Annotated in this window: 19 protein-coding genes and 5 tRNA genes; 3 read left to right on the top strand and 21 right to left on the bottom strand. The window is 40.0% G+C overall.

The window, feature by feature from the left end; translation table 11 throughout:
• Positions 1 to 252 precede the first annotated feature (252 nt).
• The 15 genes from H5117_RS12595 to xerD form a co-directional block, all read right to left on the bottom strand.
• Positions 253 to 1,995, bottom strand: a complete 1,743-nt coding sequence (locus H5117_RS12595) for a potassium/proton antiporter (protein WP_182738198.1) — start codon at positions 1,993 to 1,995, stop codon at positions 253 to 255.
• Positions 1,996 to 2,232: 237 nt separating this feature from the next.
• On the bottom strand, positions 2,233 to 3,609 hold the full coding sequence (locus tag H5117_RS12600; protein WP_182737298.1) for a Na+/H+ antiporter NhaC family protein: 1,377 nt from the start codon (positions 3,607 to 3,609) through the stop codon (positions 2,233 to 2,235).
• A gap of 191 nt (positions 3,610 to 3,800) precedes the next feature.
• Positions 3,801 to 5,459 carry a penicillin binding protein PBP4B gene (gene pbp4b, locus H5117_RS12605; RefSeq protein WP_182738201.1) on the bottom strand — a complete coding sequence of 553 codons (1,659 nt, stop codon included), beginning with the start codon at positions 5,457 to 5,459 and terminating at the stop codon, positions 3,801 to 3,803.
• A gap of 9 nt (positions 5,460 to 5,468) precedes the next feature.
• Positions 5,469 to 6,644, bottom strand: coding sequence for an exo-beta-N-acetylmuramidase NamZ domain-containing protein (locus H5117_RS12610; protein WP_182738203.1), 1,176 nt, complete (start codon positions 6,642 to 6,644; stop codon positions 5,469 to 5,471).
• Between the two features lie 1,126 nt (positions 6,645 to 7,770).
• A tRNA-Arg gene (locus H5117_RS12615) sits at positions 7,771 to 7,847 on the bottom strand.
• Positions 7,848 to 7,962: 115 nt separating this feature from the next.
• A tRNA-Arg gene (locus H5117_RS12620) sits at positions 7,963 to 8,039 on the bottom strand.
• A 78-nt stretch (positions 8,040 to 8,117) separates the two neighbouring features.
• Positions 8,118 to 8,194: transfer RNA gene (locus H5117_RS12625), tRNA-Arg, on the bottom strand.
• Positions 8,195 to 8,239: 45 nt separating this feature from the next.
• Positions 8,240 to 8,316 (bottom strand) — tRNA-Arg (locus tag H5117_RS12630).
• A gap of 38 nt (positions 8,317 to 8,354) precedes the next feature.
• Positions 8,355 to 8,447, bottom strand: a tRNA-Ser gene (locus tag H5117_RS12635).
• A gap of 128 nt (positions 8,448 to 8,575) precedes the next feature.
• Positions 8,576 to 8,758, bottom strand: coding sequence for a hypothetical protein (locus tag H5117_RS12640; protein WP_010553261.1), 183 nt, complete (start codon positions 8,756 to 8,758; stop codon positions 8,576 to 8,578).
• Between the two features lie 322 nt (positions 8,759 to 9,080).
• On the bottom strand, positions 9,081 to 10,616 hold the full coding sequence (lysS, locus tag H5117_RS12645) for a lysine--tRNA ligase (RefSeq protein ID WP_002961420.1): 1,536 nt from the start codon (positions 10,614 to 10,616) through the stop codon (positions 9,081 to 9,083).
• 26 nt (positions 10,617 to 10,642) lie between these two features.
• Positions 10,643 to 11,741, bottom strand: a protein-coding gene (prfB, locus tag H5117_RS12650; RefSeq protein WP_100218355.1) for a peptide chain release factor 2 whose coding sequence is annotated in 2 segments (ribosomal slippage) — positions 10,643 to 11,665 and positions 11,667 to 11,741 — 1,098 coding nt in all. Because the reading frame shifts where the segments join, the coding sequence is not laid out codon by codon here.
• Between the two features lie 144 nt (positions 11,742 to 11,885).
• Positions 11,886 to 13,607: a single-stranded-DNA-specific exonuclease RecJ gene (recJ, locus tag H5117_RS12655; protein ID WP_182738205.1), complete on the bottom strand. Its 1,722-nt coding sequence runs from the start codon at positions 13,605 to 13,607 to the stop codon at positions 11,886 to 11,888.
• 78 nt (positions 13,608 to 13,685) lie between these two features.
• Positions 13,686 to 14,414, bottom strand: a complete 729-nt coding sequence (gene dsbC, locus H5117_RS12660) for a bifunctional protein-disulfide isomerase/oxidoreductase DsbC (RefSeq protein ID WP_002961417.1) — start codon at positions 14,412 to 14,414, stop codon at positions 13,686 to 13,688.
• A 63-nt stretch (positions 14,415 to 14,477) separates the two neighbouring features.
• Positions 14,478 to 15,404, bottom strand: coding sequence for a site-specific tyrosine recombinase XerD (xerD, locus tag H5117_RS12665; protein WP_002961416.1), 927 nt, complete (start codon positions 15,402 to 15,404; stop codon positions 14,478 to 14,480).
• 94 nt (positions 15,405 to 15,498) lie between these two features.
• Here xerD and fldB point away from each other — a divergent pair, with 94 nt between their 5' ends.
• On the top strand, positions 15,499 to 16,020 hold the full coding sequence (gene fldB / locus H5117_RS12670) for a flavodoxin FldB (protein ID WP_024605911.1): 522 nt from the start codon (positions 15,499 to 15,501) through the stop codon (positions 16,018 to 16,020).
• Between the two features lie 344 nt (positions 16,021 to 16,364).
• Here fldB and H5117_RS12675 read toward each other — a convergent pair whose 3' ends face one another.
• From H5117_RS12675 to H5117_RS12690, 4 genes are all read right to left on the bottom strand, one after another.
• Positions 16,365 to 16,832 carry a YHS domain-containing (seleno)protein gene (locus tag H5117_RS12675; RefSeq protein WP_182738207.1) on the bottom strand — a complete coding sequence of 156 codons (468 nt, stop codon included), beginning with the start codon at positions 16,830 to 16,832 and terminating at the stop codon, positions 16,365 to 16,367.
• Positions 16,833 to 16,969: 137 nt separating this feature from the next.
• On the bottom strand, positions 16,970 to 17,416 hold the full coding sequence (locus H5117_RS12680) for a DUF2147 domain-containing protein (RefSeq protein ID WP_182738208.1): 447 nt from the start codon (positions 17,414 to 17,416) through the stop codon (positions 16,970 to 16,972).
• A 155-nt stretch (positions 17,417 to 17,571) separates the two neighbouring features.
• Entirely contained in the window at positions 17,572 to 19,281 is a 1,710-nt protein-coding gene (locus H5117_RS12685) for a DUF4153 domain-containing protein (protein ID WP_182738209.1), read from the bottom strand.
• Positions 19,282 to 19,341: 60 nt separating this feature from the next.
• Positions 19,342 to 20,040: a tRNA1(Val) (adenine(37)-N6)-methyltransferase gene (locus H5117_RS12690; protein WP_182738210.1), complete on the bottom strand. Its 699-nt coding sequence runs from the start codon at positions 20,038 to 20,040 to the stop codon at positions 19,342 to 19,344.
• A 75-nt stretch (positions 20,041 to 20,115) separates the two neighbouring features.
• Here H5117_RS12690 and srmB point away from each other — a divergent pair, with 75 nt between their 5' ends.
• Positions 20,116 to 21,342, top strand: coding sequence for an ATP-dependent RNA helicase SrmB (srmB, locus tag H5117_RS12695; RefSeq protein WP_182738211.1), 1,227 nt, complete (start codon positions 20,116 to 20,118; stop codon positions 21,340 to 21,342).
• A 273-nt stretch (positions 21,343 to 21,615) separates the two neighbouring features.
• Positions 21,616 to 21,936, top strand: coding sequence for a BON domain-containing protein (locus H5117_RS12700; RefSeq protein ID WP_002961403.1), 321 nt, complete (start codon positions 21,616 to 21,618; stop codon positions 21,934 to 21,936).
• A gap of 575 nt (positions 21,937 to 22,511) precedes the next feature.
• Here the strand turns inward: H5117_RS12700 and H5117_RS12705 are convergent.
• Positions 22,512 to 23,468, bottom strand: coding sequence for a mechanosensitive ion channel family protein (locus tag H5117_RS12705; protein ID WP_024596180.1), 957 nt, complete (start codon positions 23,466 to 23,468; stop codon positions 22,512 to 22,514).
• A gap of 120 nt (positions 23,469 to 23,588) precedes the next feature.
• On the bottom strand, positions 23,589 to 24,368 hold the full coding sequence (yaaA, locus tag H5117_RS12710; protein ID WP_002961399.1) for a peroxide stress protein YaaA: 780 nt from the start codon (positions 24,366 to 24,368) through the stop codon (positions 23,589 to 23,591).
• Between the last annotated feature and the right edge of the window lie 10 nt (positions 24,369 to 24,378).

A 24,378-nucleotide genomic window follows, 5' to 3' on the forward strand; every position in this document is an offset into this window, starting at 1 on the left:
CTGTGTGTGCAAATATGCGAAAGCTAATTCATATATGTTTTGGTGTAATAAAAAACCAAGAAGCGTTTAAGCTCCAAGAAAGTTAAATACGACCTTGAAGCTTAAAATGAGAGATGGTATCTACAATAAACACCACATACAACTAGCTTTGGGGTGCTCATTGCATTGGTGGACCGTTGGGTTTCGTGTCACTCAACCCAACCTACGCAGCTATAAACATGAGCCTAGCGCTAAATAAATCATTGTTCATGATTACTGCTTTAAAAGCCGCTTTTCTGGATTGTTTAAGTACTTTAAGCCAATGGTAACTATGCGTGTATGTACCATTGTTATAACGCGTATTTGCACATTACCAATAACAACAATAGCGCCTTTACTGACTTCTCCTGAAAGCTTTTGGTTGATCACTTCTTCCAAGCTTATCTCTTCTGGGGCGTCTATGTGCATGTGATAAGAGTAAAATATATCGCCTACCAACGTTACCCCTTTCACTTTAAGTTCGTTGTGCGCTAAGTGGCTATCTTGATGGTTTGTTTTATCGGTTGCTGTAAAAACTAAATCAACAAAAGGTCTGTTATCTGGTTTTAAAACAACAAATAAGTGGTCATTTGCTTTTAACTTAGTTGAGCCTCGTGGCGGGATGATTGACGGACCTCGTGTGATCATAGCAACAACCACACTCTCAGGAAGTGCCGCATGTGACAAACTGCGCCCAGAAACCCGAGAAACGTCACTTAAGGTGTATTCTACAATTTCTATATCAATATCGTTTAGCGCTGTGATTTCGAGTGTTGCAGCGGCTAGGTCGGGCGGCGGCTCTACTAAATTTAGTTTTTTAGCCATCCACGGCATTGTTGAGCCCTGTAACGTGGCTGAAATTAATACCACGAAAAAAACGACATTAAAAATAAGCTCAGCCCCTGAAAGGCCAAATAATAATGGGAATATAGCTAAAATAATGGGCACTGAGCCTCTAAGGCCAACCCAAGATACAAATAAGGTTTCGCGATTATTAAAGCCAAACAGTTTTAAAATAGGCGCTACAGCTAATGGGCGAGCAACAAAAATGAGTGCCAATGCAATAAGCAGTCCTTCTAACCATACATCAACCAATGACGACGGATTAATAAGGAGGCCTAATACAACAAACATGGTTATTTGCCCAAGCCATGCTAAGCCGTCATGAAACAGAAAAATACCGCGCTTATATACAAATTTACTGTTACCTAAAATAACACCCGTTATAAATACAGCTAAAAATCCACTGCCGCCGAGCGTTGCAGAAAGGCCAAAAGAAAGCAGTCCAAATGCGGTTACCATCACTAAATACAAACCCGATGCATTTAGTTTAATGCGATTAATAAACCAAACCGATATTTTACCAATTAAAAGACCACAAATAGCGCCAACACCCATTTGTTGAGCAAATAACTGTAATAGACCCAGCCCTACTGGCATGTCATTAACGAGCATTTCGAGCAAACCAACCGTTAGAAAAATAGCCATTGGATCGTTCGATGCACTTTCTATTTCAAGGGTCGATTTAAGCTTTTTGTTTAAGTGAATACCCGCACTTCGTAAAAGTGCAAACACGGCTGCGGCATCTGTAGAGCCAACAATGGCGCCCAGTAATACACCTTGTAATATGGGTAGGTCTAAAATATAAGTGGCCACAAGGCCTGTAATTACAGCGGTAAATAACACCCCGATGGTTGCTAAAGCAGACGCGGGTTTCCACACTTGTTTAATTGAACTGGTGGGCGTTTGTAAGCCACCATCAAATAGAATAATAGCAAGCGCTAGAGTACCCAGAGCATGTGCGGCCTCTGCGTTGTCGAATGAAATACCTGCAATACCATCTTCACCTGCGAGCATACCTACAAGTAAAAATAGCACCAGCACCGGTAAGCCAACGCGTGCAGATAACTTGCTCGAGATCACTCCAAGTAAAATTAAAATGGCACTAACGAGAATGATATTATCAATTACAAACATAGTGTGGGTTTACAGCCTTATATGAGTTAAAAAGTAAGAATTTATAGCTACCAAAAAGCTTAAAGATCATGCTATACAATAACCTAAAAAATATAAATACGGGTACTTAAGTCTATATTTAAATAGTTTATTTAATAGCTAGAGCGTCGTTAAGCTTGGTAGTATTAGCCTCGGTCTTAATTTAAAAACAAAAAAGCCTGCAATAAGCAGGCTTTTGACTATTTAAGCAATCGTATTTTATAAAACAATAATGCTTGTTATTAAGTACGCTATAAACGTAAGGCCGCCACCAAATAAGGCATATGGTAGCTGCGTTTTAACGTGGGTGAGTAAGTCACATCCAGATGCAATAGCCGATACAGCGCTGGTGTCGGATATAGGCGAGCAGTGATCGCCAAATATACCACCACCTAAAATAGCACCTACCACAAGCGATGGCGGTAAACCTAGCGCTTGAATAAGTGGCACGCCAATTGGGATTAATATGGCAAACGTGCCCCACGATGTACCCGTAGTAAACGACATAACTGCGCCGGTTAAAAACAGCACCGGTACTATTAAGTAAATAGGTAGGTAGTCGCCAACAAGCGATGCTACAAATACACCAGTACCAAGCTCTTTAAGACTTGCGCCGAGTGTAAGCGAAAGCAGCACAATGGCGACCAATGGCATTAATTCGCCCATGCCTTTAAAGCCTGTATCAACTAATTGATGGTGCGTAAATTTACGCGAGCCAATCATTAAAAAGTAAGCCACAACAATGGCTAAAACCGTTGCATATAATACTGATTTAGAGCCGCTGCCCTCGGCTAGTACACCATTTCCGGTGTAATACATAAAGCCAACCATGCTGGTAATAAGCGTAATAAGCGGGATTAACATGTAACGCGCTTTAGAGCCTTTTACTTCTTCTTTTAAGTCAGTTGTTTGAAGCTCTAGTTTTTCTTCGGCTTCTTTCATTGGGCCATGCACTTTATCAAACGCGATGGTATAAAAAACAATGGTAAGGGTAATTATGGCGTAAAAGTTATACCCAACGCTGCCCCACAACACCGATACAGCCGACTCACCTAGCTCGTAGTTACCTAACAAACCAAGTACAAATGCACCCCAGCCATTAAGTAGTATTAAAATACACACTGGCGCACTGGTGCTATCAATAATGTACGCTAGGCGCGCTCGGCTCATTTTAAATTTGTCGAATAAGCCACGCGATAAAATCCCTGAGGTAAGTACGCTCAAGTTAGATTCTATAAACACCGCAATGCCGGTAAACATGGTTAAAAATCCCACTTGGCGCTTACTTTTTGCAATACCTTTGTTCATTAGCATATTAACCGTTGCTGCAACGCCGCCAGATTCGCGAATGTAGGCAAGCAAGGCACCTATTAAAATACTAAATATTAATATGCGTGTATTACCTGGCGAGCTGGCAACCGAAATAATACGTTCAATGGTATTTAAAAAAGTGTCAAACAAGCTATTACCTTCGCCCTGAAAGGCGAGTAAAAACTCAGAAGAAGCAACAGCAACAAGTAGCGCCATAATCACTTCTTTTCGCCAAAACACGATAGCAATCGCAATTAGCGGCGGTAAAATAGAATACCAATGCATAAAAAGTTAACCTTAATTATTAGCGAGCCACTCTCGCTTTGTACGCGTTTTATCGCTTATTTGTTAAGCCTAGCAGCATAAACTGGCTTAGATTTGTAAACCGCTTAGCTTAATGGATTGCCTTACTCAAGTCACCTGTAAATAAATCACTTAGAGTAATGCTGTTAGTACGTTTTAACCTATACGATAGCTTATTGATTTAGTAGCGCTTCATAAATAAGCGACACTACCGATCCGTACTGCGCGGTTTCAAATTGTTTACCTGTAAATTCGTAACGTTTTAGCGAGCCTTTAATTGCACTATGGCGAGCATTGGTAAGTAAAACAATAGCTAAATCGTAAGCGGGGTCAACTACGGTCACTGTCCCCGTCCAACCTGTGTGGCCATAAGCCTGCGCGCTTGCATAAGGGCCAAAGTGCCAGCGCCTTGCTTGGTTGTTACCAGCAAGCCTAAAGCCAAGCCCGTAGGTTTCATCGCTTGATTGCGGCGTTAAAAATTGCGCTAAGGCGCTTGAACTAAATAATTGTTGGTCGCCGTAGCCACCATTATTTAGTAATAGCTGGCAAAGCACGGCTAAGTCGTGAGCATTACTAAATAATCCTGCATGCCCTGCTACGCCATCAAGAGAATAGTAAGCGCGCTCATCATGCACTTGGCCTTGTAAAACAGTGGTACGAACATTATCAAACTTAATGCGCCCGTCTCGTGTGTTGCCGCTAAGCTCAGTGGCTGCAAATTGCTGTGGCTTAAAGCCTTTTTTAAGTGGATTAAATAACGTGTTAGTTAATTTTAATGGCGCGTACACTTGCTGCTCTAGGTATTCGTCAAGGGGCTGCCCAGTTATGCGCTCAATGAGTACGCCTAAAATCATGTAATCAATATCTGAGTAAACATGCTGCCCAGATGATTTACTACTAAAAGGCACGCTGGTAAGTAATAGCTGTTTGGTGGTTTTACTGTTTTGCGAATAAAACGTGTCGCCGTAGCTGCCATCTTTACGATGAAAGTCAAATACTGGCGGGTATCCAGCGCTGTGTGTGAGTAAGTCTTTTACTGTGCGCTTTGCTCGCCCTTCGCCTTTATATTCGCTTAGGTAGCTTTGCACGGGTTTATTAATATTTAACAGCCCTTCACTTACTAATTTCATAAGTGCAAAGTTTGTGGCAAATATTTTGGTGTTTGAGGCAAGATCAAACAAAGTATTAGTTTGCATGGGCTCTGGGCGTAGTAGCATTAAATCACTTTGCTGGTATTGCTTTGCATCGCCATAGGCGGTTAATTTTATTAGCTCGCCATTTTTAACAACGGCCAGCACAGCCCCAGGAAAACCTGCTTTAACATCGCGTTCAATTAATGTGTCTACTTCACTAAAATCTATATGCTTTTTTGGTTCATCGCTTAAAGTAGGAAATGCAAAACGCAGCGTTAAACTTGCGCCAGCAGGGAGAATATTTTCAACTTTAAAGGTATTAACACCGTTGTGAGTATTTTTTGCCAAACTGTAATTGTATAAGGTGTTGGCGCTTAGTTGGTTAACGTCGAGCTTGTTATTATTAATGTAAATATCGGCGCTTTGTGCGTTATGGTTTTGTATTAATAATTGCCCGCGTCCTTTGTAAGCTTTAAACGTTCCTCGGTTATTTACATAAAACCGGCTACTTGGATTTACCTCAGGAAACGTTACAACCACTTGTGCATTAGGCAGCTCTACAAGCTGGCTTTTTGTAAGTGGTAGCACCGAGCTAATAGGCTCAGGTGGTGTACTACAACCCACAATAATAAAGCTCAATGCCACTATAAAAGCTTGTTTGATATAACCATACCTTTGATTTTTTAAAGCAATAAACATGCTTAGCCCTTATTTATATAACAAGTAAGGCGCTCTTTGCGCTTTAAATTGCGCAAGTCCCGCCTGCCAGCTTTGTTTTATTTGCGCCTCTGATTGCCCTGCTTCAATAGCTAAGCGCAATTTATTAGTACCCGCTAGCTTATCCATAAAGTCAGCGCGCTCAAAAAACGAGATGTTATTTTTACTAAGCTCCGTGTACGCATTTATTAAGTAAGTTAAATTTAGACCTGTGATATTTGCTTGTCTTAAATCGAGCCCTTGTACGGTTTGGTTTTTAAATTTAGGGTTTAAAGCAGCGCCTTTAATTGCACGCGGTGTAAAATTAAAATCACCTAATGCTACTGGCGAATAGCCAATTACTTGAAATGCAAAGTCGGTGCCTCTACCAATACTGATAGGCGTTGCCTCAAAAAAGCAAAGTGATGGGTAAAGCGCAATGGCTTGATCGTTAGGTAAGTTAGGGCTTGGTTTTACAGGCAAGCTATAAGTACTTTTGCGAGTGTAATGATCAACAGGGATCACCGTTAATTTTAAATCGGCCGCTTTATTGATCCAACCCTCGCCCTTGATCATTTTGGCAAGTTCGCCAACGGTCATGCCGTGTAAAACAGGAATTGGGTGCATGCCTACAAACGATTTAAATTCTGACTCTAATATTGGCCCATCAACGTAGGCAATATTTGGATTGGGCCTATCGAGTACTAAAAATTCTATCCCCTGCTCTGCAGCGGCTTCCATCATGTAGTGCATAGAGCTTATGTAGGTATAAAAACGCACTCCCACATCTTGAATGTCAAAAATAATGACATCAACATCGGCTAAAGCAGCTTGGCTTGGTTTTTTATTTTTACCGTAAATAGAAATAAGCGGAATACCAGTTTTACCATCAACAGCATTTTTCACATGGGCGCCCGCATCGTGATCGCCACGAAAGCCATGCTCAGGTGCAAAAATTTTAGTTATGTTTATGTTTTTAGTCAGTAGAGTATCTACTAAGTGAGTTTCCCCTACGCTTGATGTTTGATTGACTACTAGCCCTACACGTTTATTTTTTAACTGCGGTAAATATTTAGCATATTGCTGCGCACCTACTACAAGTGAGTTATTAACTTCGTTGGCTTGCACACTTGCAATAAAAATGGCGCTAAAAATAAAAAACAACGTAATAAATAGGGTTTTAAACATACTGCAATATCCTTTTAAACAAGGCGTTTAAAATAACATAGGTAATAATAAAGAGCAGCTTTAGAAAAGGGTTAAGTGGGCTTGAGTAGATATAGTGATTAGAAGCTGTCGCTTCTCACGCGAGCAGGCTCAGCGTCTACAACGGATAAATAAACTCGGAGTTTAGATTTAAAGATTAGAGATGGTTTTGCTTGAAAATACCACCTCTCATTTTAAGCTTAAAGATCGTATTTAACCTTCTTAGAGCTAAACGCTTCTAGTTATTTAATTTCTTGGTCAATGAACCACTTAAAGATCTATTATACAAAGAGAAGTAAATGAGAAGACATAAACTCGGGTTTATTAGTTTAGCTTAGCTTTATTACTACCTCTAAAAGCGCAGCGCCTCTTAACCTCTTTGTGAATAAATTACTTATTTCTGGCGTTGCCAACAAATAAAATCTTATAAATTATATTTTTGAGGGGGGATTAGAAGCTGTCGCTTCTCACGCGAGCAAGCTCAACGTCTACAACGGATAAATAAACTCGAAGTTTAGATTTAAAGATTAGGGATAGCTTTACTTGAAAATACCACCTCTCATTTTAAGCTTAAAGACCGTATTTAACCTTCTTAGAGCTAAACGCTTCTAGTTATTTAATTTCTTGGTCAATGAACCACTTAAAGATCTATTATACAAAGAGTAGCGAAAGAGAAGTAAATGAGAAGACATAAGCCCGGGTTTATTAGTTTAGCTTTATTACTACCTCTAAAAGCGCGGCGCCTCTTAACCTCTTTGTGAATAAATTACTTATTTCTGGCGTTGCCAACAAATAAAATCTTATAAATTATATTTTTGAGGGGGGAATAGAAGCTGTCGCTTCTCAAGCGAGCAAGCTCTGCGGCTACAACGGATGAATAAGCGCGGAGTTTAGATTTAACGATTAGCACTGGTTTTACTTTTAGGCGTGCAGCTTGCTGACGCGACGAGCGTAGCTCGTAAATAAAGTATCAGTTATATCGGTGGCAAGTAACTAGAAGCTGGCGCTTCTCACGCGAGCAAGCTCTGCGGCTACAGGAGTGGTAGCTTACATTTCACTTTATTTTAGGCACAAAAAAACCGACTTAATGTCGGCTTGTTTATGAAAGTGGTGGGCGCAGGAGGATTCGAACCTCCGACCGCTCGGTTCGTAGCCGAGTACTCTATCCAGCTGAGCTATGCACCCACTTTCATAGATTGCTTATTTAAACTCTAAGCAGAGCGTATTAATTCAGGCATAAAAAAACCGATTTCCATCGGTTTATTTTTCTTACACTTAAAAGTGTATGAAAACATGAAAGTGGTGGGCGCAGGAGGATTCGAACCTCCGACCGCTCGGTTCGTAGCCGAGTACTCTATCCAGCTGAGCTATGCACCCACTTTCATTTTTACTATTACTTGTTTTTACTCTAAGTGAGAGTTTTACTTATTTATACTCTAAGTAGAGTTTATAAAGTGGTGGGCGCAGGAGGATTCGAACCTCCGACCGCTCGGTTCGTAGCCGAGTACTCTATCCAGCTGAGCTATGCACCCACTTTATAGTTTGCTTATTTAGACTCTAAGCGAGTTATTAAAGTATGGTGGGCGCAGGAGGATTCGAACCTCCGACCGCTCGGTTCGTAGCCGAGTACTCTATCCAGCTGAGCTATGCACCCATACTTTAAAATTTTACAAAACACGCCATTAAAAGAAATGGTGGAGAGGGAGGGATTCGAACCCTCGATAGAGCTACAAACTCTATACTCCCTTAGCAGGGGAGCTCCTTCGGCCACTCGGACACCTCTCCGTCTTGTGGGGCGTATAATAAAGATTTCAGAAAATATGTCAAACACTTTTCTACCAAAAACGACTATATGGTTATAGATTGCACATATGCTTGGTTTAAAAGTGTAATTAGTTTGAAATTTAAGCGGGTTACGTATTTTTATTTGAAGGATTAACACCTAGCACGGGAACTAAGTCATCAGTTAACTGAGCCAAATACTGTTCTTGGTAACCTAATTGTTGAAATTCAGCGATACAAGCACGGTAGTAAGCGTTTCGTTCTTGCTCTGATGTGCATTCTTCTGATAAATCATCTACTCGTTTGTCTTTCATACTATTATTCTAAGTCCTTTAAGAATCTATATTTAACTGCTAAATACTAGCAGTGTAAATTTCGTGCGTATTCTAGCTAAAACCTTTGTACAAACACAACATATGTTTAAAAAACAATCATACTAAAAAGTTATAGCACTGTTAGTTTTAATATTAAAAACTTCCAATAACAATAAGTTAGTGAAGCTGAATTGCACATTAATCAGCACTAATAATTACCTTTAATTTTTAGTGTAGTACTTATTAATTAAAACACTAATTATAAATAAAAAAAACGCCGCTATTAAGCGGCGTTTATTAACTTACTTTGTTTTACTAAAGCTTAGTCAGCTTGTGGACGCATATGCGGGAACAAAATAACGTCTTTAATTGTTGATGAATCAGTAAACAACATTACTAAACGGTCAATACCAATACCTTCACCAGCCGTTGGCGGTAAGCCGTACTCTAGTGCGCGTATGTAGTCTTCGTCGTAGTGCATTGCTTCATCATCGCCTGCGTCTTTCTCTTCAACTTGACGAGTAAAGCGCTCAGCTTGATCCTGTGCATCGTTAAGCTCAGAGAAACCATTTGCAAGTTCACGGCCGCCAACAAAAAACTCAAAACGGTCGGTAACAAATGGGTTTTCGTCGTTACGGCGTGCAAGTGGTGATACTTCCCACGGGTAACCAGTAATAAACGTAGGTTGAATAAGCATGTGCTCTGCTGTTTCTTCAAATATTTCACAAAGAAACTTACCTGGACCCCAAACACAGTTTTCAGGAATTTTAACGTGCACTTGTTTAGCGTACGCTTTTAACTCTTCAAAATGGTTTTCTGGGTCGTTAAATACTGCAGCATCAAACTCAGGGTTATATTTTAAGATAGCATCCGCCATACTTAAACGTGTAAACGGTTGACCAAAGTCGTATTCAACTGAATCGATAACTTCGCCGTTTTCGTCCTTAGTTGTATTAACTACAATTGCACTACCTAGTACGTTTTCTGCAACAGTACGTAGCATATCTTCGGTGATGTTCATCAGGTCGATGTAATCAGCGTATGCTTGGTAAAATTCAATCATTGTAAATTCTGGGTTGTGACGTGTAGATAACCCTTCGTTACGGAAGTTACGGTTAATTTCAAATACACGATCAAAACCACCTACCACTAAGCGCTTTAAGTAAAGCTCTGGCGCTATACGTAGGTACATGTCGATATCAAGCGCGTTATGGTGAGTTACAAACGGACGCGCAGATGCACCACCAGGTATAACCTGTAGCATAGGTGTTTCTACTTCCATAAAGTCACGGTCTGCTAAAAAGCGACGAATGCCTTCAACTACTTGTGAGCGAATGCGGAATGTTTCGCGCGTTGCTTCGTTAGTAATTAAGTCAACATAACGTTGGCGGTACTTTGTTTCTTGATCTGATAAGCCATGGAATTTTTCAGGTAACGGACGAAGTGACTTAGTTAGTAATTGATACTCAGTCATTTCTACATATAAATCGCCTTTGCCCGATTTATTTAGCGCGCCTTTAACACCTATAATATCGCCAGTGTCTAGCTGACCATATTTTTCTTTAAGGTCTTTTTGAACATCTTTAGATGCATACGCTTGTACGCGACCTTTCATGTCTTGAATTACAAAAAACGGTCCACGCTTTGCTAAAATACGTCCAGCAATAGACACAACTTCTTGTAGTTCAACTAATTCTTCTTTGCTCTTATCACCAAACTGGGCTTGCAAATCAGCCGTGTAATGCTCACGACGGAATTGGTTTGGATGACCGTTGGCTGGGCAATTTTCGCGTATCGCGTCTAACTTGCCACGACGCTCAGCGATTAACTTGTTTTCGTCTTGGATTTTATCAGTCATTTTTTAGCTCTTTATTAGCTTGGTGGTTATAGGCCAGATTTAAGGCTGGCTTCAATAAATTTATCTAAGTTACCGTCAAGTACCGATTGGGTATTGCGGTTTTCAACGCCTGTGCGTAAATCTTTAATACGTGCGTCATCAAGTACGTATGAACGTATTTGGCTACCCCAACCTATATCAGATTTAGCGTCTTCTTGCGTTTGTTTCTCAGCATTTTGCTGCTGTAGCTCAAGCTCAAATAATTTAGCTTTTAACTGCTTCATCGCTTGGGCTTTATTTTTATGCTGTGAACGCTCGTTTTGACACTGCACTACGGTATTTGTTGGTACGTGAGTAATACGAACCGCCGATTCGGTGGTATTAACGTGCTGACCACCCGCGCCTGATGCACGGTAAACGTCTATACGTAGGTCTGACGGATTAATATCAATTTCAATATTATCGTCAATCTCTGGGTATACAAACGCAGAAGCAAATGAGGTATGACGACGACCACTTGAGTCAAACGGGCTTTTACGCACTAAACGGTGAACGCCTGTTTCTGTACGTAACCAACCGTAAGCGTATTCGCCAACAAAGCGAACTGTTGCGCCTTTAATACCGGCAACATCACCGTCGGTTGCTTCAACTAGCTCAACTTTAAAGCCTTTAGCCTCGCCCCAACGTAAATACATACGAAGTAGAATATTACACCAGTCTTGTGCTTCAGTGCCGCCAGAACCCGATTGTAAATCAAGGTACGCATCGTTTGAGTCATGAGGACCTGAAAACATACGACGAAACTCTAAACCTTCTAACTGCTCGTTTAGATCGCTAAGTTCGCTTTGTGCTTCATCAAAGGTATCTTGATCTTCGGCTTCTACAGCAAGTTCAAGTAGACCTTCAACGTCGTCAGTACCGGCTACAAGGTTGTCGATTGTTTCAACAACAGCCTCTAATGCTGATTTTTCACGGCCAAGCGCTTGTGCGCGTTCAGGCTCATTCCATACGGCTGAATCTTCAAGTTCGGCGTTAACTTCTTCTAGGCGTTCTTGTTTAAGAGCGTAGTCAAAGGTACCCCCGAAGCAATTCAGTACGTTCGCGAATTTCCTTGATTTGGTTAATCACAGGATTCACTTCAAACATGTACATCACTCCAAAATGGCTAGGTAATTGCGCCCCTTTACATGGGATTTTCGCAACAAATTATCGTCAAATGATAAAAACGCCCGATTTTAACAAAAAACCGCGCGCTTTATTAGCCTTTTATGCATGATTTGTGCATATTTTTTAGTGCACTTTTTCAAGCTCTCTAACTATTAATTGCAGCGTAAATTTACCTCTAAACTCATTTATATCGAGTTGATAGGCTACTTTTACAAACTTCGCTTCTGTGTCGGGCCATTCTTTTACATCAATACCAAAGGCAATGGCGTCAACTAATCGCCCTGATTGATGCTTTAATACAAGCTTTAAATGCTTTTCGCCGACTATGCGCTGCTGTATTACTTCAAATGTGTGCTCAAACACCGGCTCAGGAAATTGCTGCCCCCAAGGGCCCGATTGCTTTAATAGCTGGGCAAACTCCATCGTAAAACAGTCGTTTGGCAGCTCGCCGTCGGTAAATACAATGCAGCGTTTACTTTCTTCACTCAGTTGCGCACTCACGGCAGCATCAAATGCTTTTTTAAAGTCATTAAAGTGTTGCTCGTTAATACTTAAACCAGCAGCCATTGCGTGGCCACCAAATTTATTAATTAAGTGTGGCTCAGCAGTATTAAGCCCTTCGAGTAAGTCGCGCATGTGCAACCCTTCTATAGAGCGGCACGAACCTTTTATTTCACCATTTTCGCCACCAGCAAATATAGCGGTTGGTCGGTGGTATTTTTCTTTTAAGCGACCAGCCAAAATGCCAATAACACCTTGATGCCAATCATCTTGAAACAAGCAGATTGCGTCAGGGACGTTATCGTCGCTAAATGCGAGTCTATCAAGCACGGCTTGCGCCTCGGCTTGCATGCCTTGTTCTATTTCGCGCCTTGCAAAGTTTAAGCTATCGAGCTCGCTGGCAATACTACGTGCTTGGTTTATATCGGTGCTAAGTAGGCATGCTATACCCAAACTCATGTCGTCTAATCGCCCTGCTGCATTTAAACGCGGCGCAAGTGAAAAGCCAAAGTCGCTTGCGCTTAAGCGCGCAGCATTGCGGTTAGCCACTTCAATAAGCGCGGTAATGCCTGGGCGTGTTTTACCACTGCGAATACGTGCTAAACCTTGATGTACTAAGGTGCGATTATTTGCATCAAGTGCGACCACGTCAGCAACCGTACCAAGCGCTACAATGTCGAGCAAGTTAGCTAAATTAGGCGGCGGTTGCTGCTCAAAATAACCAAGGTCTCGCATTACGCATCTCAGTGCTATTAGTAAGTAAAAAGCAACGCCAACGCCTGCTATAGATTTAGACGGGAAGTTACATTCGTGCCTATTTGGATTTACTATTGCATCGGCATTTGGCAGCTGCTCACCTTGTAAGTGATGATCTGTTACCAGCACTTTTATACCAACCGCTTTTAAAATATCAATACCAGCAATACACGATATGCCGTTATCTACGGTGATCACTAAATCAGGCTTTATTTGTACTATTTGCTCTGCAAGTGCGGGGCTTAAACCATAACCTAAGCTAAACCGGTCAGGAATTAAGTAATCTAAATGCTTAAAGCCAAACATCTCAAGGCCTTGCATTAATGTTGCAGTGCTTGTTGCGCCATCAGCATCAAAATCGCCGACTATTAATATTTGGCTTTGCGTCTTTAATGCTTCAATTAATAAATCGCTGGCTTTGTCGATATCTTTAAACAACTTAAAGTCGTGAAGCGTAGCTACGCTGTTATTTAGCTCGTCGGCATTAAATACATTGCGGTTAGCATAAATTTGTTTAATTACAGGGTGTAAATTACTCGGTAGATGCGAGTCGTCAACGTTTTCACGCGCAATGATCAATTTTTTCATGCAGAGTTTTAACTTATTGGGTCGTATTAAAAAGACAAAAAAAGGCCATTAAGGCCTTTTTATTAGCTATAAAACGTATTACGACGCTTTGTTAGCATCTAATGCTGCTTTTAGTGCTGCTGCTGGCTGGTAACCTGGGATCATCGTACCATCTTCTAAAATAATGGCAGGTGTGCCGCTAATACCAAAGCTTTGACCTAATTGGTAATGCTCTGCAACCGGTGCGCTACAGCCTGCAACTACTTTAGTGCTTGTACCCGACTTAGCTTCCGTTAGTGCTTCTTGCTGATCGCGTGCACACCATACGTTCATTAAATCGGCGTAGCCTGAACCTTGTAAGCCACCACGTGGAAACGCAAGGTACTTAACGGTAATACCCGCATCAAGTAAATCGTCTAACTCGCGATGTAATTTACGACAGTAACCACAGCTAATGTCGGTAAATACGGTAATACTGTGTTTTTCGTTTGGTGCTTTGTACACAATCATCGAATCTTCGTATTCTTTAATGCCCTCAACACGCACGCCGTTTAATGCTTGCTCTGTTAAGTTGTTACGATTATTTAAATCGATTAACGTGCCTTGCATTAAAAATTGACCATCTGGACTTGCGTAAAGCACGCCCTTATTAGTGATCAACTCTTTTAAACCCGCTACTGGGCTTGGGTTAATTTGCTTTACAGTTACACCAAGCTCGGCAAATTTAGTAATAATAGGATCATTAGCATCTGGTGTTACAGCAACGCCATTTGCAAATGCACTAATACTTGTGCACAACATGGCACCTGCTAACATTAATTTTTTCATAACTTCTCTCTATCCTAAAAACACTTAATATATTGACCGGCTTAATAATATTTACTTTCAAACTTACGCTCGCGGATGATGCTCTGCGTGTACCGACTTTAACCGTTCATTGGCAACATGGGTATAAATTTGCGTCGTTGATAAATCGCTATGGCCCAACATCATTTGTACCACACGTAAATCTGCCCCATGATTTAATAAGTGCGTAGCAAAAGCATGGCGCATGGTATGGGGCGATAATGGAGACTCAACTGATGCCAAAATAGCATAGTGTTTAATTCTATGCCAAAAGGTTTGTCGCGTCATGCCTACTCCGCGCTTAGATGGGAACACAAAATCGGTGGCGTGTTTTATCATTTGTGCACGCCCACCCTTTAAAAACTGCTCCAGCCAATACATGGCTTCTTCACCCAATGGCACTAAGCGCTCTTTGTTACCCTTGCCTTTTACAAACACAACCGCTTGGCGCAAATTAATTTGCTCCATACGAAGCCCAACAAGCTCACTTACACGCAACCCCGTTGCATAAAGTAGCTCTAGCATGGCTTTGTCGCGCAGTCCCATCGCTTCTTCTGTGTTGGGCGCATTTAACAATGCCTCAACTTCAGCTTCTGAGAGTGTTTTAGGTAACGACTGTCCGGCTTTTGGTTGAGCTATGTTTAGCATGGGCGAATCACTAATTATTTTTTCGCGTACAAAGTACTGATAAAAACGCTTTAGCGCACTAATGCTACGTGCTGTACTGCGTGGTTTTAAACCTAAATCAACTCGATGGGCTAAGTAGCTTTCTATGTCTAGCCCCGTTACCGTCATTAAATTTTCGCCCTTTAAAAATAGGCAAAACTTATCTAAATCACTGCGATAAGCGCTTAATGTATTTTCGCTTACGCCTTGTTCTAAGTACAGGCTATCTAAAAAGGTTTCTAGGTAGTCGCTATTACTGCTCATACTGCTGTTATTTTCAAAAGAATCGTCAGATAGCGTTGTCACATTATGCTCTCATGCTTTGCTAAGGTATCAATTAAAAATACCTTACGGTAAACTTGAGCCTATCATATCAGGCAATTACACAGTGATAAATACGATGCAAATTGGTTTATTTTTTGGTTCTACTACGTGCTACACCGAAATGGCAGCAGAAAAGATTCGCGACATTATTGGTGCCGATATAGTTACCCTGCACAATATTAAAGACGAGCCACTAAAAAATGCAGAGCAGTACGACTTTATCATCTTTGGTATTTCAACATGGGATTTTGGTGAAATACAAGAAGACTGGGAGTCAAAGTGGGACGACATAGCCGACGTAAACCTAAATGGTAAAACCATTGCTTTATTTGGCATGGGCGATCAACAAGGTTACGGGCAGTGGTTTCAAGATGCGCTAGGCATGCTACACGACGAAATAAATACGCAAACATTTACTCAACTTGGTTTTTGGCCAAACGACAGTAGTTACGAGTTTGAAGCTTCAAAAGCATTAACGCCTGATGGTAAACAGTTTGTAGGACTCGCGCTCGACGAAGACAGTCAATACGAGCTAAGCGATGAGCGTATTGCAACATGGGTTGAACAGGTAATGACTGAATATAGCGAAACGCTTTAATTAATTAGCTAATAAGTAAAAAGCAAAAAGCCCGCAACTAGTTTAGTTGCGGGCTTTTTAACTAGGGTCTGTTGATCTTTTAAGGTTAAATTTGCAGCAGTCTGTTTGGTATTTAGGCAAGGCAGAGCCTATGCAGTGTGGTTATTCCCCATAAATGGGCGATAACGTAGCATTAATGCCAAACAGGCGCTGCCCAAAGGGTTCTTCCTAGGGACTACTTACTCTTTGTTGCTCGGTTTTTACTTAGCCCACTAGGTTACAAATCTCGCGCCGCGATTAAATAGCCCCTAGTTTGAACAAATTTTAATCAGCAAAGTTCAACAGCCCCTAATAATATGAGTAATTTATTGAAACGTCATAACATTGGTCGTTTGTGGGTAATATCCATTAGCCATTACAATGTACGGCAATAAATTACTTAACCATTTTTGTTGTACGCTTTGGCTGTAATTTAAGTAAAGCTTACCTTCGTGAATATAAAATGCTTCTGGATCTATCCCTACGGCATTCCCCTCATCAGCCATTGCATAAGCGCACCAGCCACCGTATTGCGGTGCATAACGCTTTGGGTTTTCTGCAAATGCCGTTTTGTTTTCTTCACTCGAAAAATGCCAGTCGGCACCTAAATAACTAAACGTATATTTGTCGCTGCCTTTAACGGCTTTATTTTGGGTAAAATAAGCAACACTGTCATACCCTTTAATAGCCGCGTTATTAAACCAGCCCGTGTTTACAGCATCATCCTTTGCGTTTGCCCCACCGCTTATTAACAGTGTGCTAAGCATTATTAAAGCAACTATGTACTTAATCATATTTTACCCTTTTATTTACTCAAAATTTTATGCCAATTAAATATGGCAGGCTTAGTGAGTAAGAAAGGCAAAGCGCAAAAATGATTTCAGTTAATGCTTAATTATTTAACGTTTAGTAATTAAGTAAGTAGTTAAACTTACTCAACTCTTAGCCAATATTGGTTTCGGTAAAAAAAGCCAATGTAACCGCGCACTTCGAGCTTTTTACCTTCATCTTGCGGGGTTAATTGTAAGGTGTAGGTTTTACCATTTGTTGGGTCGAGTATTTCTCCGTCTCCCCATACGCCATCATCTTGTGCTTTTACATCGGTGATTATGGTCATTCCTAAAATAGGCTGATCTTTTAGCTCATCATCACACTTACTGCATATATCATTTTGTTTTGCAGGGTCTAGAATGGTTTCAACTTTGCCGCTTAATACACCGTTGGTTTGGGTAATACGTACATACGACTTAGCTTGGTTTGTATCCTCATCAATCGTTTTCCAAAGGCCTACTGGCGTAATAGCAGCAAGCACACTTTGGCTTGCAAAAATGGTGGCTGCTAACGTGCTAAGTAATGCTATTTTATTTAACTTTTTCATTATGTTGTCTTTAAATCAAGTGACTAATGACTTAATCATAACAGGTGATTTATAAACACACTACCAAAGCGCCCCACCTAAAATAACAACAAACCTAAACTAATAATCATTAGTTTAGGTTTAAGGATCTGTAGCATAAAAAACAAAGCAACGTATTACCTTACTTTAAAAACAACATCCCCTATTTTTAGATTTGAATATTCAGGCTCAACTAAAGATAATTCGTTATTATCAATCATGCTTTTAAGGTATCTAATCTCTTCAGGATTTTCGACATTCATATACTTTGAGCGCCACTTACCCATGTCGAATAACCAGAAATATGCGGATATATTTTCATTACTTTCGTCAATCACTATAAAATCGAGTTCATCATCTTTGTTTAAATCCATGCCAATGAAATAGTAAGTATGTTCTTTTAAAGAGTTACGATCGTAAAAATGTTGTTCAGAAAATACTGCCTCTATTAAACCTTGAGGTATTAGCACTTGTGATGGCCAAAATACACTGCGCTCAATAAAATCATCGACTGTGTGTTCAAGCGTTAAAGCAAACTCATTATTTACATACATCCTATCGATGATAGCGTATTGCTCTGGGTGACTCGTTTCAATTTTCTGTTTTAATAACTGCATAGCTAAATAACCTTGGCGACCTAAGCTGTGCTCAAAATAGTAATAGTCAAACTTTTCTATTGTTACTTTATCTGCATCTAAACGCGCTATTTGGCTGTTTGTAGATAAGCTTTGAAAATTTAATAAAGGGGAGTTAACAGCAAGCATACTAACGAGCACCACCCACCCCATCACAATATTTATTTTGCTAAGCGGCTCTAGCCAATTGTCTCGCTTTGTTATAATTCCAACAAGATAACTAAACGAAAAACACGCCAATAAAAACCAAATCAAAATGCCCCAACAACGATCTACTGTTAGCCCATGCTGCTCTACCCGTAAGTAAATTCCATAGGCAGAAATAACACTATAAACTGGAAGTAACGCAACACTTATAAAAACGAGTCGGTGCAAGAGCATGTGATAAGGGCGAACTGATGAGTCATCTTTATAAACAGTGTTAACAAAAAACAACGTGAGCACCTGCAGCCACATTACTAATAAACTGCCACTTCCGGTCTCCCATAATTTATTGAGTCCGGTAAAAGGAAGTGTTGCTAAAAAACCGAGAGAAATAACTGATAATACAGGCAATAAAAACTTAATTAAAGTTTGTAGTAAAAAAGCGATATTATCTTCAATGTTCAAAAGCTTTCTAAATATGACACTCGCAAAGGCAAATGCGAGCGTTAAGGTTGGGATCCAAAACCATTCATTTCTTAGTAGCTCAGAGAAAAATTCTATATCTAAAATATCAAATAAAGCCGCACCTAAATTTAGAATTCCCCAAAAAATAAGTACAAACAGCCAGCATTCTCCAAATATTATAAAATTACGCCAAGAGAGCTTAAATAAACGACTGTAACTAACATTTTCTGAGCTACCAAATTGTTGTATGTACATAAGGCCTTTAAAGCCAGCTATTAAACTAGTAAAAATAAAAACTGACATTAAAGTGTTATTACTTACGTACTCTTGAGGCTCTTGCTGAAAGCCAACATACGCCCCCAATAAAGATAACAACAAGGAAAAAGGAAGGATTAAAAGCAACGACGTTTTTATATTATTTTTATTAACGGTCATTAGCATTAATAAAGGAAAGCTCATAGAAAATGTAATAAGTGAGACTAACCATGTAGGGCTTGTTGCTGGCCACACATTATTTTCTATACTGCTATACAAAAGGGTAAGAGCAATAGCCTGTAATACGGCAAGTATAATTATAAAAGATTTTGGTAACTGACTATCCATATCTGTTCTCAACAATGGTTTTAGTCAGTTTGCGTTATTCGTTCCTACTTTACAATTGCTTCACATTTTCAAATAAAATGCTTTGCATAGGGCTATATAATCAGCAGTGTAGGTATTATCTAAGTTTCTAATACACAGAATTGATGTTTCTATATCGCTTTTTACGTAGCTAAATGCCATTAAACTGCGGCTAATATCTTTATTGGGCGTGGCTTTTACTTGGCAATGAGTATTTAAATAAAGCCCATTTTGAGTAGCAAGCTCAATAAATAATGCACCTTCAACGCTTGGGAGTATTAAGCTAAAGCGAGAGCGGCTATGGCTTAAACGTTTAAACGCATTTATTAACTCTTCAAAACTTAAGCCGTCGGTATGGCGTGCGTTATTACGCGCAGCATTATCGCCTTTTAAACTGTGATTAAAATACGGTGGATTAGAGATAACAACATCAAACTTAACTTCGCTACTAAAGCTTTGAATAGTTTGGTGCTTAATACTTATTGTTGGCCACGGACTATTAGCTACATTTTGTAATGCTTGGGTATAGGCGCTTTTGTCAATTTCTACCGCAGTTATATCAAGCTCATTACTGCGCTGCTTACACATTAATGCTAGTAAGCCGGTGCCAGTGCCTATATCAAGTAATGACTTTGCACCGCTTAAATTAGCCCATGCGCCAAGCAAAATGCCATCGGTAGAAACTTTCATTGCACAGTGGTCGTGTTCAACTTTAAATTGTTTAAATACAAAACCAGACATTTTTTCACCTTTTCATTCACCAAGCGCAGCATAGCGCGTATAATCAGGGTAATTGTCCCTTATTTTAGACACTCTATGCAATTTTCTGAATTTGATCTTGATAACAAGCTACTCGATGCCATTAATAAAATGGGCTACGAGACGCCAACCAGCATTCAACAACAAGCTATTCCTGAAGCACTACAGGGGCGCGATATTTTAGCATCTGCGCCTACTGGTACAGGTAAAACAGCGGCATTTTTAATTCCGGCTATTCAGTACTTACTGGATTTCCCACGTCGTGATCCTGGTTTTGCGCGCGTCCTCGTTATGACCCCGACTCGTGAGTTGGCTTATCAAATTCATGAACAATGTGAACTGTTAGCTAAACGCACACACCTAAAAATTGGTGTAGTAACAGGCGGTATTAACTACGGCACGCATAAAGAAATTTTCGAAAAAAATAACGATATTTTAATCGCCACACCAGGTCGATTAATGGAATACCTAGAAACCGAAAACTTTCATGCTGAACACGTAGAAATGCTTATTATCGATGAAGCAGATCGCATGTTAGACATGGGTTTCAAAAAAGAAATGAGCCGTATTTGTGACGAAGCTAAAAATCGTCGCCAATGTTTTTTATTCTCAGCAACACTCGAAGGTGACAGCGTAGAAAGGTTTGCTGAAAAAACATTAAACGACCCTGCACTGCTTGAAGCTGAATCGTCACGTAAAGAAAAAGCTAAAATTCACCAGTGGGTACATTTAGCCGATGACTATCATCATAAACTAGAGCTTTTAGTAAATACCTTAAATGGTCCAGACGTGACTAAAGCAATTGTGTTTGTTAAAACCCGTGAGCGTTTAGAAGCACTGATTGGCGAGCTAACCAATAACGGCGTTAAAGCAGCTTGGTTACGCGGCGAAATGCCACAAGACAAACGTATGAAAGCCATGGAAAACTTTCACAGTGGCAAAACACGTATCTTAATTGCTACCGACGTAGCTGCACGTGGTATTGACGTATCTGACATTAGCCACGTGATTAACTTTGATATGCCGCGCACTGCCGACGTATACGTACACCGTATTGGGCGTACTGGCCGTGCTGGTAAAAAAGGGATTGCAATATCGTTAGTTGAAGCACACGACATTGGTATTTTGTATAAAGTAGAGCGCTACGTTGAACAAAAACTAAAACGCCGTGTAATTAAAGGTGTTGAGCCACAGCATAAAGAAGCTAAGCCGCCGGCTAAAAAGCGTAAAGATCCAGTAAAAATGAAAGCCAAGAAAAAGGCCAAGGTTAAAAAGAAAAAGTAACCTAACATATTTTTATTCTAAGCCGACTTTTGTCGGCTTTTTTAATGCAAGCCTTACAGGCTCTGGCGTTTGTACCTGTTACATATGTAACCCAAGCATGTAACTCATACTCATTTAAATGTAATTTTTGCCCACCTTAATTTCCACTTAATAAAATTATCTTATATTTCATAGCGTTAATATTGGCACCGAAATTGTAACTACAAAGATAACCTAGCCGATGGAATTTCCATTTTGTGGCTGCACTATTCACCGTAATGTAAGGATTAAGTTATGAACCGCTTCAAGTTAACTATCGCTTTAGTATCATTTTGTTGTTTATTTTTATTAGCTTGCGCTACAAAGGTAAGTGCAGCAACCAATATGGCCGTAGTAAGCAGTGTAGCCACTCAACCTAACCTACAACAAACTATCACCAACACCCTACGAACTAACCCTAACCTAGCGTTAAGTGATATTCGTGTGCAGGTAAAAAATGGTGAAGTAGATTTATACGGTGAAGCACAAACTGGTTTTCAGCGCGCACTAGCTCAAAAATTTCTAGAAAATATAGATGGGGTTAAAATCATTCGTAACAAAATTAGCGTTATTTAATACGCACCACAAAACCTATTTGTATAACTAATTCATAAGCGCGGCATGTTACTCCAACACAAGCTGCGCTTTTTTATATTCTGTTTTAAGGCAAATTTTGCAGCTGTGAAGAAGATAAAATAAAGCCTAAGCAATACGATTATTCCTCCCCCTAAAACGATAGCTCACACTTATACTTAAGAAGATAGATTTAGAATTGACGCTAGCGTGTTTGTCTTTGCTCTTTTAACCCTTAAGTTAACCCAATTGATACTGAAAAAGCTTACACAGATTCTTAAGCCGACCTAACGGGCTTAAAAAGGATGATTTATTTAGTTATTGAAATAGATGAGAGCGTTTTTCAGAGTGTGCGGCAAGGCAGTAAAAAAATCGCTGGGTAAACACTAATCTTACTTGTTAATACTCCCATGGCCAAACGCAACTAATTAGAATTGATATTCAATAAACACAAAACTAGGTATTTAAACTTTTAGCTAATAATCCGTTTATAAAAAAAGCGCAATTTTACTCTGTAAAAATGCGCTGTTGGTAAGTAACTATTTCCCAATGCTTTTGCCTAATGAGTTTTAACTAAATTACTCACTTTGGCTAGAGTCAGCACCGTCGCTACTGTCTTTATTGGATGACTGCTGGCTTATTTTATCGCTTATCATGGCATCGAGTTTTTCACCCCCTTTAATGCCAAAGTCGAGCGTACGAATTGGGAAAGGAATACTAATATCAGCTTCGTCTAATGCTTGCTTAACGGCAACAACACCTTTGTGGCGTACCGTCATAAAGTCAGGCTCGCCTGGGTATTTAATCCAAAACCACACCAGTAAGTTAATGCTGCTGTCGCCAAAACCTTCAGCGTATACAGCGGTTTCGTCTTTACGTATTACAAAGTCAAATTCGTTAATTTTATCGACTATAACGTCTTTTGCTTTTTCTATGTCGTCACCGTACGAAATACCTACAGGTACTTCTATGCGCCTTATACCTAGCGTAGTGTAATTTTTTAGTACATTTCTAAATAAGACTTTGTTTGGTACAAGTATTAGTTGCCCGTAAAAGCTCTCTATTAGCGTGTTACGTAGGTTTATAGAATGCACCGAACCAAACACATCATCGGTTTCTATTACATCACCTGTTTTAAATGGCTTACGTACACCCATTGCTATACCTGCAATTAGGTTTTCGGTCATGTCTTGAAACGCAAAACCAATGGCTAAACCCACAATACCCGCACCAGCAAGTAGCGAAGTAACAGTGCCTTTTAAGCCAACAAAATCGAGCGCTATAAATAAACCTATGCACAACACAATAACTTTAAATATTGACGCCATTAAGTCGGCAATTTGCGTTGAATCGAGAGAGCGGCGCAACACGTTTTTCATCAGCTTGCCAGCAAAGCGCGCCAATATTGAAAATACTATGGCAATTACAATTGCCACTATAAAATTAGGGATATGGCTGATAACAACATCAAACCACCCTCCGAGCTTTTCCTCTATTAGTTTTTCGGCTTCGCCAACTGACGGAATACTGATCATTTTGTTTGCACCTATTTAATTAATAATCTCATTAATATTAGATATAGTTGCAAATATAACGCCAGTATCAAAAAAGCCATGCAATGCATGGCTTTTCAATTGTTTATTTAAGCTTATGACCTAATTTTGTTCGTCGCGCATAAATACCGGCTCAAGCTCTTTAACTGTTGCCTCAGGGCTAAAGTAATAACCCGCCACAGTAAACTCTTTAAGCTGACTTAATTGCGTTACTTTATTTTCGATAATGTAGCGCGCCATCATGCCGCGTGCTTTTTTAGCGTAAAAGCTAATTACCTTGTATTGACCGTTTTTACAGTCTTTAAAGTGTGGGGTAATAATTTGTGCATTTAATGCTTTTTTATCTACCGCTTTAAAGTATTCGTTTGAAGCAAGGTTAACGAGGTATTGTGCGTCTTGTGCTTTTAATACGTCGTTTAGTTTGTTCGCTATTACGCTGCCCCAAAACTCGTATAAGTTTTTGCCACGCGAGTTTTCAAGCTTAGTGCCCATTTCAAGACGGTAAGCTTGCATTAAATCAAGTGGTTTTAATAAGCCGTATAAGCCAGAAAGGATACGTAAATGGTTTTGTGCGTAATCAAGCTCGCTAGCTTTAAGCGTGCTTGCATCTAAACCGCCGTATACATCGCCATTAAAGGCAAGCACTGCTTGTTTAGCATTACTTTGTGTAAACGGCTGCGCCCACTCGCTAAAGCGTGCTGCGTTAAGCCCAGATAGCTTATCGCTAATTTTCATTAAACTGCCAATTTGCGCTGGTGTTAGTTCACGGCATACTTTCATGAGCTCTTCGCTGTGCTCTAGTAATTCAGGCTGAGTGAACTTGTCTGTTGCGGGTGGCGTTTCGTAATCAAGATTTTTTGCAGGTGAAATAACAGTGATCATAGTTAGCTAT

The organism is Pseudoalteromonas sp. SG45-1 (genome assembly GCF_014164135.1).
Classification (GTDB): domain Bacteria; phylum Pseudomonadota; class Gammaproteobacteria; order Enterobacterales; family Alteromonadaceae; genus Pseudoalteromonas; species Pseudoalteromonas distincta.

What these genes read in the sequence shown, in the direction of transcription:
- lysS (WP_002961420.1), bottom strand. Translation starts at nt 10,616, where the DNA reads ATGACTGATAAAATCCAAGACGAAAACAAGTTAATCGCTGAGCGTCGT.
- srmB (WP_182738211.1), top strand. Translation starts at nt 20,116, where the DNA reads ATGCAATTTTCTGAATTTGATCTTGATAACAAGCTACTCGATGCCATT.
- recJ (WP_182738205.1), bottom strand. Translation starts at nt 13,607, where the DNA reads ATGAAAAAATTGATCATTGCGCGTGAAAACGTTGACGACTCGCATCTA.
- H5117_RS12700 (WP_002961403.1), top strand. Translation starts at nt 21,616, where the DNA reads ATGAACCGCTTCAAGTTAACTATCGCTTTAGTATCATTTTGTTGTTTA.
- H5117_RS12640 (WP_010553261.1), bottom strand. Translation starts at nt 8,758, where the DNA reads ATGAAAGACAAACGAGTAGATGATTTATCAGAAGAATGCACATCAGAG.
- dsbC (WP_002961417.1), bottom strand. Translation starts at nt 14,414, where the DNA reads ATGAAAAAATTAATGTTAGCAGGTGCCATGTTGTGCACAAGTATTAGT.
- yaaA (WP_002961399.1), bottom strand. Translation starts at nt 24,368, where the DNA reads ATGATCACTGTTATTTCACCTGCAAAAAATCTTGATTACGAAACGCCA.
- H5117_RS12685 (WP_182738209.1), bottom strand. Translation starts at nt 19,281, where the DNA reads ATGGATAGTCAGTTACCAAAATCTTTTATAATTATACTTGCCGTATTA.
- H5117_RS12595 (WP_182738198.1), bottom strand. Translation starts at nt 1,995, where the DNA reads ATGTTTGTAATTGATAATATCATTCTCGTTAGTGCCATTTTAATTTTA.
- H5117_RS12690 (WP_182738210.1), bottom strand. Translation starts at nt 20,040, where the DNA reads ATGTCTGGTTTTGTATTTAAACAATTTAAAGTTGAACACGACCACTGT.
- H5117_RS12705 (WP_024596180.1), bottom strand. Translation starts at nt 23,468, where the DNA reads ATGATCAGTATTCCGTCAGTTGGCGAAGCCGAAAAACTAATAGAGGAA.
- H5117_RS12600 (WP_182737298.1), bottom strand. Translation starts at nt 3,609, where the DNA reads ATGCATTGGTATTCTATTTTACCGCCGCTAATTGCGATTGCTATCGTG.
- H5117_RS12675 (WP_182738207.1), bottom strand. Translation starts at nt 16,832, where the DNA reads ATGATTAAGTACATAGTTGCTTTAATAATGCTTAGCACACTGTTAATA.
- pbp4b (WP_182738201.1), bottom strand. Translation starts at nt 5,459, where the DNA reads ATGTTTATTGCTTTAAAAAATCAAAGGTATGGTTATATCAAACAAGCT.
- fldB (WP_024605911.1), top strand. Translation starts at nt 15,499, where the DNA reads ATGCAAATTGGTTTATTTTTTGGTTCTACTACGTGCTACACCGAAATG.
- H5117_RS12680 (WP_182738208.1), bottom strand. Translation starts at nt 17,416, where the DNA reads ATGAAAAAGTTAAATAAAATAGCATTACTTAGCACGTTAGCAGCCACC.
- H5117_RS12610 (WP_182738203.1), bottom strand. Translation starts at nt 6,644, where the DNA reads ATGTTTAAAACCCTATTTATTACGTTGTTTTTTATTTTTAGCGCCATT.